Below are 9734 nucleotides of genomic sequence, written 5' to 3' on the forward strand. Positions count from 1 at the left end.
ATTTCTATTGAAATTTTCGTCGACTTTTTTAATTCAGCCAATACACCGCCATAACCGATGGAATAAAATACAAAACAATAGTTCGTGCACCATCATAATCTTTTGCCAATCGTTGTCCAAAAAGTAACATAATTAGTGTTATAGAAGAAAAAATACCTCCATATAAGCCATAAACTCTGCCGCTATTTAAAACAAGTTCTATAGCACCTACAGTACATAAAATTCCCGAAATTAATTCTAATACTAAAACATTTCCCAAAGCCAGCGGAACTTGATTGCGTAAAGGTGTTTCAGCAAAATGTTCTTTGAGCCAGTCTAGGTTTTCTTTCCAGTGAAATAACTTGTCGTATGAGGATTGTAAATAGGTGATAGCTAAAAATGCTAAGATTAAAATAGAAGCAATATTATTCATGGGTCGTTATTTTTTATGAATTAAACGGGTTAGTTTTATTGATAAATCGGTTAAAATTATTTTAGCATTACCATTGCGTTCTATATGATACATCGCGTCAGATAGTTCTTTGAAGATGTCATTAATATTGCCGCCATTTACAAAAGGTGCAAAATTCTCTAATTTGAATTTTTCTACTTTGGTTTCAATATAAACAAGTTCTTTAGCTTCATAATTGAGTAATAAAGCCTGACGAAACATTTCGATGCAAAACTGCAGGAATTTCTTTTGAGTTTCTCTTCCCAAAGTTGCAATTTGTTCACTCCATTCTATTAAGTCCTGTATGGCTGCGGCGTTACCTTTAGCTTTAAATGCGGCCCGAACCCAAGTGACGAACCATTGCTCAAATGGGGAGGCGTCATCATCATTTAATAAATGAAGAGCTTTATTAAAATTCCCTTGCGATTGATGTGCAATTTTTAAAGCTGTTTTTAGCTCTATTTGTTCTTTTTCAATAAGTGCATTGGCAATTGTCTGGTCACTTAAGCCATTAAAATGAGTAATCTGACATCTAGACCTAATAGTCTGAATGATATCTTCTTCATTTTCTGAAATTAGAATAAATACCGTTTTTTCAGGTGGCTCTTCTAGTAGTTTAAGGAGTTTATTGGAGGCAGCGATATTCATTTTATCGGCCATCCAAATAATCATAATCTTATGACCGCCTTCATAGGATTTTAAAGAAAGGGATTTTAAAATTTCTTGAGCATCATCTACGCGAATTTCCCCCTGTTTGTTTTGCACTCCCAATTTGGCATACCAATCAAACAACCCGCCGTAAGGATTTTCCAGGATAAATTGTCTCCAATCGGTAATAAAATCAATGCTTTTTGGTTTTTGTTTTACCTCTTCAGTAGTTACTGTTGGATATATAAAATGCAAATCAGGGTGAGAAATTTTTTCAAATTTAAGGACACAAGATTCGTTTTCACCTTGTTTAGAATTGCATAAAACATATTGAGCATAAGCAATAGCCATTGGTAAAGTTCCGCTTCCTTCTGGTCCTATAAACAATTGAGCATGTGGGATTCTGCCTAAATCGACACTTTTTATTAAGTGATTTTTGATGTATTCTTGGCCTAAAATTTTTGAAAACTGCATGTAGCAAAGATATAAGAAAATGATAGCTTCAAAAAATTTCTATTATAAACTTTATTATTCTAGAATTTGTTTTTTAAACTGTATTGTTGTAGAATGTTTTTGTAAATACCGTTTGAAGCGCTGAAGTTTTTAACTAATAACTGTTGATAACTTTTGTTAAGATTGTGTCGAAGGAATTATTTTTGCATTTTAACCTTGCTGTTTTGACAGTAAAAACTTCGTTTTTTGTTAAATTTTTTGTTAATTTTATAGTTTTTTTAATATACAATTTTATTCGATAAAGTGTTGATTTTGATAGATGTAATGCGTAATAGATGTCGTTTTGTGGGTTAAGAAAAGGTTTATTTTGTTTTTATGGACTTGCAAATTCAATTTAATTGTATATTTTTGTTTTATTAATTAACAAACCCAAGTTATGAAAGTTAAAATTATTTTCTTCAGTATTTTCATGTTAGCATTAGGTTCTTCAAAATGTTTAGCACAAGCAAAGCCAAATATGCCACAAAGTATTATCAGCACAAGTGCTTCTATTCGTACTTACAACGATGATAAAACCTTGAAGGCTATGTCAAAAGGTGAATTGGTAGAATTGTACATTGAGCGTATGAAGGTAATTGTAAGAATATTGCCAAAAATTGGTTTGGCTACTAAACCTGGTGTAACTATGACTGATTTAGGTATTCCTGATACGAGTGATAATAAAAAAGCATTGGATTTGGATAAAGAAGCAACTCAAACATATTTAGATATCACGGTTGAATATTTAAGAAAAATGTTGCCTTTTTGCGATAAAGGACAACTTATAAACGCAGTTTTGTTTTATGAGCAAACATTAAAATCATTACGTGATTTAGAAGCTCAATAAAAATTTTAGAAGATTTAGTTTTCTAAAACCGATCTTAAACTCTTTAATGAGTTATAATCTCTAGCCTACGGAGAATAAAATTAAATACTAATACCCCAAACCTATGAAAACTAAATTACTATTTGTATGGGTTTATCTTGCAGTTATTACTACTGTAAGTGCACAACAAGAAAAAGGAATTTTTGGACCAAGCAATTGGTTGAATAATTGGACAGAATTCAAGCCAACTAAAGCTGACTACGGTGAAGCAACTCAAATATTAGCTGGAAATATTACTGTAAATACAAGATTAACTAAGAAAGATGTGTATATCATTCAAGGTAATGTCTATGTTACAAATAATGCAGTACTTACAATAGATCCAGGTACCATAATTATTGGAGATGCCGATTCAAGAGGGACTTTAATTATTACTAAAGGAGCTCAAATTGTTGCAGAAGGTTTAGAAACTGATCCGATTGTTTTTACTTCAAATAAAAGTCTTAGAAAGGCCGGTGATTGGGGAGGTATTGTAATTCTTGGTGATGCTCCAATTAATAAATTTGGTCTTTATGCTTCTTTTAATTATGATGATTTAGATCCATCATTAACTACTTATGGTGGTGCTAATTCTGCAAGCTCTTCTGGAATCTTAAAATTTGTCAGAGTTGAATATGCTGGAAAAAAGGTTAGAGGAGCAGATAATTTTAACGCTATTTTGCTTGGGGGAATTGGTAACAAGACTATTTTAGAAAATATAATGGTTAGCTATGCTGCTGGTGATGCTTTTGAAGTTCTTGGTGGTGAGCCAGTAATGACAAAAATGGTTTCTTACAGATGTAATGGTGTTGATTTTAAATTCACATTAGGTACTCAAGCTAAGATAGATAATTCCTTAGCTGTTAGATCTTCTTATGTTAGTAATAGCAATGGTTCTCGTTGTCTAGATGTTTCATCTTATGAGAAAAAAGAAGATGTAGATTTTACAAAAAAACAAACTTCAGTAACAGCTACTAATTTAACACTTGCAAATGACAGTGATGATATCGATGCAGATATTAAAGCTGGTTTAGTAAAAGAAGGGGTATATGTTGCAGAGAATACAACTTTAGTATTGCGTAAAAGTGTAATTTCTGGTTTTAATAAAGCTGTATTGTTGGATACTAGTATAGACATTAATGATAAAAATCTTAAGAAAATTAGAATTGAGGAAATGTATCTAAATAATTGTAAAGGGAATATATTTTCTGCGGGTTCTTTAAATAATGAAGATTTAGAAAGTTATTACGGTAATAGTGTTTTCTTTAATTTGTATTCTAAAACTTCAAATATTGAAACTTTCAACGATTTTGCAAATCCTAGAAGACCAGATTTTAGATTAGCTCTTACAAAAATTACCGCTTCTACAAAATAAATAAGTATTTGAAACTAAAAATATAAAAATGAAAGTTAGACCTTGAAAAAAGCAGGTTTAGCTTTCATTTTTTATTAAAAATTTCATTTCAATTATTTTTGTATTCCTTTTAATTCGAGTGGAAGTATATAATTGGTTGAAATCATTATTATTTAATTTGTAAAACAGGAGTTTTTTTGTAATATGCTACAATCTCTTAAGTCGCTATTATTAATAAAGTTTATTTGCAACAATATTAATAGAATGCAATACCCGTTTTGATTTCTAACTAACAAATTTTTGCGTGTATGAACAGCAAAATTACCTCTTTATTTTCTTTTAGTAACTTACTGTTTGTTTTCCTAATGCTTCCAATGACAGTATTGTTGGCACAAACAATTTCCCCTACAATATTACCTTATGATAGGATTTGTGCAGGAGGTCCTCATCCGACAGATCCTAATCAAGTGTTTAATGAGTATCAAGCCAAATTTGTAATATCAAATTTTGATCCAAGTGTGACTTTTTCTGTTGTGTTATCTGATACTAATGGATCTTTTACTACTCCAACAGCGACTATTCCTTTGCCTCCATTAGTAGGCACACCTCCAGACACAGCAACCGATAAGACATTGACTTTTGCAATACCTACAAACTTAGTTGGTTCAGATAAGTATCAATTACGTGTTAAGAGTAGTACGGGTGTATTGAGTAGCAGTTTTACAATTTACGGAACGGTTAGTACCAAATCTTTACCTGTTTATTTTAAGGCTTTCAATGGAGCTTTCTTTATTAATGATAAAAAGCCAACTATTAGTTATTGTAGTGGTGGGAGTGTAACGTTAACTGTGTATCAAGATCAATCCGATCCAAATTCTTCCCCGCTCAAATACCCACAATTAAAGTACAATTGGTATAAAGATGATGTTTTAATCGCTGGCGAATCGACCAAATCATTAGTGATTAATAGTCCTGGAGTTTATCATGCTAAATTAAATTATGGACCATGTTCGGATGATAATTTTAGATCTCAGAGCGTTATTGCTACAAGTTCTTCTATCGTTGCTTCTGCTGCTATAAGTTCAAGTTCGGGTAATCCTTTTTGTTCTTCAGAACAAACCACTTTAACCGCGACTGCTGGTAATTCTTATGTTTGGACAAAAGACGGTGCAATAATTGCACAGGCAACTAGTCAAACTTATCAAACAAATGTTGCTGGTGTTTACACTTGTGAGGTAGACTTTGGAGGATGTAAATCAATAGCTACAATTGATTTGAAAACTAAGGCTACTATTATCGCTAATTATGAGGATGTTTATATAAATAAAGTTGTTGCTGAAGCCGAAACAGTTTCATTCGCTGAAGGAGATACATTAGCTTTAACTACGACTACTAATGTTTCAAATCCAATTTATCAATGGTATCTTAACGATAATGCCATTCTAGGTGCTACGCAAAGTGCATTGGATATTACTACTCCTGAAAATTATAAAGTGATTATCTCGGGCTGTTCTATGTCTTTTATAGTAAAATATAGTTCAGTAATTAATTATAATGTACCTCAAATTTCTAATGTTGTGACACCAAATAACGACGGAACTAATGATATTTGGATTGTTCCAGAAATTTATAACAATACAAATACTCATGTCCTGATTTTAAGTTCTTTAGGTGAAAAAGTGTTTGAAACAGACAATTATGATAATTCTAATGGTTGGCCGCAATCTGATATTGAGTTTAAGAATTTCAATCCTGTTTTTTATTATATAATTACTCCAAAAGGCGAGTCTGCCAAAAAGGGTTCGATAACTCTTCTGAAATAATATGAAAAAAAATTTATTAAGCGTTTTCTTTTTTTGCTGTTCTATTCATGTTTTCTATGCTCAACAAGAAAACGGTGTTGTATCTTATGTTATTCCACCTGGAAACTCTTTAAAGTTTAATTCTTTTGTTATTAACCCAACGTTCAGTTTTGTAAGACAACAAAGTGCTTATATTACTTTGTTTAATAAAACCCAATGGGCAGGATTTGAAAATGCTCCAAAAACCTATTTATTAAGTTACTCAGGTCGTTTTAAAGAGAACGAAGGAGTTGGTATTGGTGTTTTTCAACAAACTCAAGGAATTCTTAGTACTACTGGTCTAGTTGCCAATTTTGCACACAATTTACTTTTACAAGAAGATAGTAATTTGACTTTTGGTATTAATTTAAGCGCTTATAAGAGTGGTGTTAATAGCGGAAAAGTTATTTCGAATTTTCCAGATCCTTCTTTAGATAATATTCCGTCTAATACTTTATTAACTATTAATCCAGGAATTAATTACGGAACTACTTTTTTTGATTTTGGTCTTTCATTGCCTAATTTGGTTACTTATAATTTCAATTCTGGAATTATGAAAGATGACCCAAATCAAGGTGTTGAAGCACATGTAATGTATACAGGTTATATTGATTCCTATGGTTTTTTTGATAAAAGTAAATTTTCTGGTTTAGTAAAAACAGAGATTAATAAAGAGAAAACAGTCTTTTCTGGATCTGCGATTTTTACCATCCCAAAAGGAATTTGGGCCCAAGCAGGTTATAATTCGGTATTAGGTATGACAGGAGGATTTGGTCTTAACATAACTCCTAAAATTGCACTTGAGTATTCTTATGGTGTGGGTCTAGGTGATATTTCCCAATTAGGAGGTTCTCATATAATTGTTTTAGCCTACAAGTTTAAAAATTCTAATTTTGATTATGGAGATGATGAAGAGGAAGGAGCTTTAATTGAACCTGCTCCAGTTCAAAAGAAGGTTGCGGCTACTTCAAAAACCGAAACCAAAGCAATTGCTGATGCAAAAAATGCAGAAAGGGCTAAAATTGCTGCTGCTAATAAGGCTAAGTTAGATGCTGCTATTAAAGCAAAAGCTGATGCTGATGCTAAGTCTAAGGCTGCTGCCGTGAATAAAAAACCAGAAGTAAATACCAAAGAAAAGTTAGCTGCTGAAAATAAAGCCAAAGCTGATGCTGCCGCTGCAAAACTGGCTGCAGATACCAAAGCCAGAACTGATGCTTCGGCTGCTAAATTGGCTGCTGCAAATAAGGCTAAAGCCGACGCTGCTGCTGCGAAACTTGCTGCAGATGCCAAAGCTAAAGCTGATGCAGATGCACCTGCTACTAAATTGGCTGCTGAAAACAAAGCCAAAGCCGCTGCTGCTGCGAAACTTGCTGCAGATGCTAAAGTTAAAGCTGATGCAGACGCTTCGGCCGCTAAATTGGCTGCTGAAAATAAAGCCAAAGCTGACGCTGCTGCTGCGAAACTTGCTGCCGATGCCAAAGTTAAAGCCGATGCAGATGCTGTTGCTGCTAAATTGGCTGCTGAAAATAAAATCAAAGCTGACGCAGCTGCTGCGAAACTTGCTGCCGATGCTAAAGTTAAAGCCGATGCAGATGCTGTTGCTGCTAAATTGGCTGCTGAAAATAAAACCAAAGCTGCCGCTGCTGCTGCGAAACTTGCTGCCGATGCTAAAGTTAAAGCCGATGCCGATGCTGTTGCTGCTAAATTGGCTGCTGAAAATAAAGCCAAAGCTGACGCTACTGCTGCGAAACTTGCTGCCGATGCCAAAGTTAAAGCCGATGCTGACGCTCAGGCTAAATTAATTGCGGATGCAAAAGCCAAAGCTGCTGCTGACGCTGCTACTGCGAAACTTGCCGCAGACACTAAAGCTAAAGCCGATGCAGACGCTGTTGCTGCTAAATTGGCTGCTGAAAATAAAGCCAAAGCCGATGCTGATGCTCAGGCTAAATTAATTGCGGATGCAAATGCCAAAGCTGCTGCTGACGCTGCTACTGCGAAACTTGCCGCAGACACTAAAGCTAAAGCCGATGCAGACGCTGTTTCTGCTAAATTGGCTGCTGAAAATAAAGCCAAAACCGATGCTGATGCTCAGGCTAAATTAATTATGGATGCAAAAGCCAAAGCTGCTGCTGATGCTATTGCTGCGAAACTTGCTGCGGATACTAAAGCCAAAGCTGATGCTGACGCTGTTGCTGCAAAACTTGCCGCCGATACCAAAGCAAAAGCGGATGCCGATGTAGTTGCTGCTAAATTGGCTGCAGATAATAAAGCCAAAGCCGACGCTGATCTTGCTGCAAAACTTGCTGCTGATGCCAAAGCCAAAGCTGATGCCGATGCAGTTGCTGCTAAATTAGCTGCAGATAATAAAGCCAAAGCCGACGCTGCTCTTGCTGCAAAACTTGCTGCTGATGCAAAAGCAAAAGCCGATGCAGATGCTCTTGCTGCTAAATTAGCTGCGGATAATAAAGCGAAGGCTGACTCTGCTCTTGCTGCAAAACTTGCTGCTGATGCCAAAGCCAAAGCCAAAGCTGATGCCGATGCCCTTGCTGCTAAATTAGCTGCGGATAATAAAGCCAAAGCTGACGCTGCTATCGCTGCGAAACTTGCTGCCGATGCAAAAGCTAAAGCTGATGCAGATGCTCTTGCTGCTAAATTAGCTGCGGATAATAGAGCCAAAGCTGACGCTGCTATCGCTGCGAAACTTGCTGCCGATGCAAAAGCTAAAGCTGATGCCGATGCAGTTGCTGCTAAATTAGCTGCAGATGCTAAAGCTAAAGCAGATGCTGCAGCAGCCGAAAAACTTGCTGCTGAAACCAAAGCTAAGGCTGATGCTCAAGCAATACAAGATAAAATTGAAGCTGCTGCCGCTGCAAAACTTGCAGTTGAAGCTTTGGCAAAAGCCAAAGCAGATGCGACACCTAAAGATGAATATGGTAAATCAATGGATAATTTGACAACTGTTCTTGAAGAATCAAAAAGAAGACAACAACAATTGTTGAGTCGTTTAGATCAGTCTGTGGCTAATAAGGAAAAAGCACTGAAAGACATGAGAGAAGAGAATGATTTAAGTGATAAAGGAATTGTGAAAAATACAACAGTAGAGTTCAAAAGTACTGCTGGTGAGAATGCAGAACTAGAATCTATTAGAAAACAAATTGCGGACTTGAATAAAGCTCAGGCAGATAACTTGGCCGAGTTTAATAGACTTTATAATGAAAGACTTAAAAAGGCTCCTAAAAATGATTTGATTAATCAAAATTATTTGAAAACGATTGAAAATTTAAAAGCTGAACAAGTTAAGGCGGAACAGTCTAATGCAAATTTAATTATAGCATTGGAAAAAATCAAAGTTGAGACTGAGATTGAGAAAAAACGTAGAATCAAGCGTGCTGTTTCTTCAAATGATCAAGATCGTTTAGCTCAAGATATGGCTACTTTAAAACAAATAAAAGCAACTACTAAAGTAAGTAGTGTACCGCTGAAAGCTGAAGATTTTGATTTTGGTGACAATCAATCGAATATGCAAATTATTAAAAACAATAAGAATTTAGAAAGTGGATATTATATGATATTGGCAGTTCATTCAGATAATGCTAAAAGGGATGCCTTTGTGACCAAGACGGTAGCTGCTGGACAGTCTAATGTTAATTTCTTTTATGATGTAAATTCAAGTAAGTATTTCATTTACACTGACAAGTTCGACAACATACAAGAAGCAACTGAAGCGTTATCTGCTAAAGGAAATAAACCGTATAATGGGAAAATGGTTATTGTAAAAATTGAAAAATAATTTTATAAGTTTATTTAAATAAAATAATTTCTATTTGATTTTGATTTTGTTTTAAAATGTTTAATTTTAGTCCTTTTTAAGACATTATTTGTAATATAAATCTCAAAAAATTTAATTAAAAATGAATTTTTAAAAATGTATAATCGTTTAATTTGTTGATTTAAGAATAAACTTTAGTATAAAATATTTTAAATCATTGATTTTAGTTAAAAAAAAGCTTTTTTATAAAATTTTCTAATTATTTTTTTATTCAATCGCCCCATTGAATAAAAAAATAATTAGAAATTAATACTCATAAATATGAAAAAATCTAC

6 protein-coding genes are annotated in these 9734 nt (G+C 34.1%); 4 read left to right on the forward strand and 2 right to left on the reverse strand.

What is annotated here, in order from left to right; genetic code table 11:
* Positions 1 to 28 precede the first annotated feature (28 nt).
* Both ACUN3A_RS09710 and ACUN3A_RS09715 read right to left on the reverse strand, forming a co-directional pair.
* On the reverse strand, positions 29 to 412 hold the full coding sequence (locus ACUN3A_RS09710) for a DoxX family protein (RefSeq protein ID WP_445551092.1): 384 nt from the start codon (positions 410 to 412) through the stop codon (positions 29 to 31).
* Positions 413 to 418: 6 nt separating this feature from the next.
* A complete protein-coding gene (locus ACUN3A_RS09715) occupies positions 419 to 1552 on the reverse strand; it encodes a DNA polymerase III subunit (protein ID WP_445551093.1) in 1134 nt (377 codons plus the stop codon).
* Positions 1553 to 1967: 415 nt separating this feature from the next.
* Between ACUN3A_RS09715 and ACUN3A_RS09720 the strand changes: the two genes are divergently transcribed.
* From ACUN3A_RS09720 to ACUN3A_RS09735, 4 genes are all read left to right on the forward strand, one after another.
* Positions 1968 to 2417 carry a hypothetical protein gene (locus ACUN3A_RS09720; RefSeq protein WP_445551094.1) on the forward strand — a complete coding sequence of 150 codons (450 nt, stop codon included), beginning with the start codon at positions 1968 to 1970 and terminating at the stop codon, positions 2415 to 2417.
* Positions 2418 to 2520: 103 nt separating this feature from the next.
* Positions 2521 to 3810, forward strand: a complete 1290-nt coding sequence (locus ACUN3A_RS09725) for a hypothetical protein (RefSeq protein WP_445551095.1) — start codon at positions 2521 to 2523, stop codon at positions 3808 to 3810.
* A 287-nt stretch (positions 3811 to 4097) separates the two neighbouring features.
* Positions 4098 to 5612 carry a T9SS type B sorting domain-containing protein gene (locus tag ACUN3A_RS09730; protein ID WP_445551096.1) on the forward strand — a complete coding sequence of 505 codons (1515 nt, stop codon included), beginning with the start codon at positions 4098 to 4100 and terminating at the stop codon, positions 5610 to 5612.
* Position 5613: 1 nt separating this feature from the next.
* Positions 5614 to 9420, forward strand: a complete 3807-nt coding sequence (locus ACUN3A_RS09735; RefSeq protein WP_445551097.1) for a PorP/SprF family type IX secretion system membrane protein — start codon at positions 5614 to 5616, stop codon at positions 9418 to 9420.
* Positions 9421 to 9734 lie beyond the last annotated feature (314 nt).

Source organism: Flavobacterium sp. WC2509 (assembly GCF_052683105.1).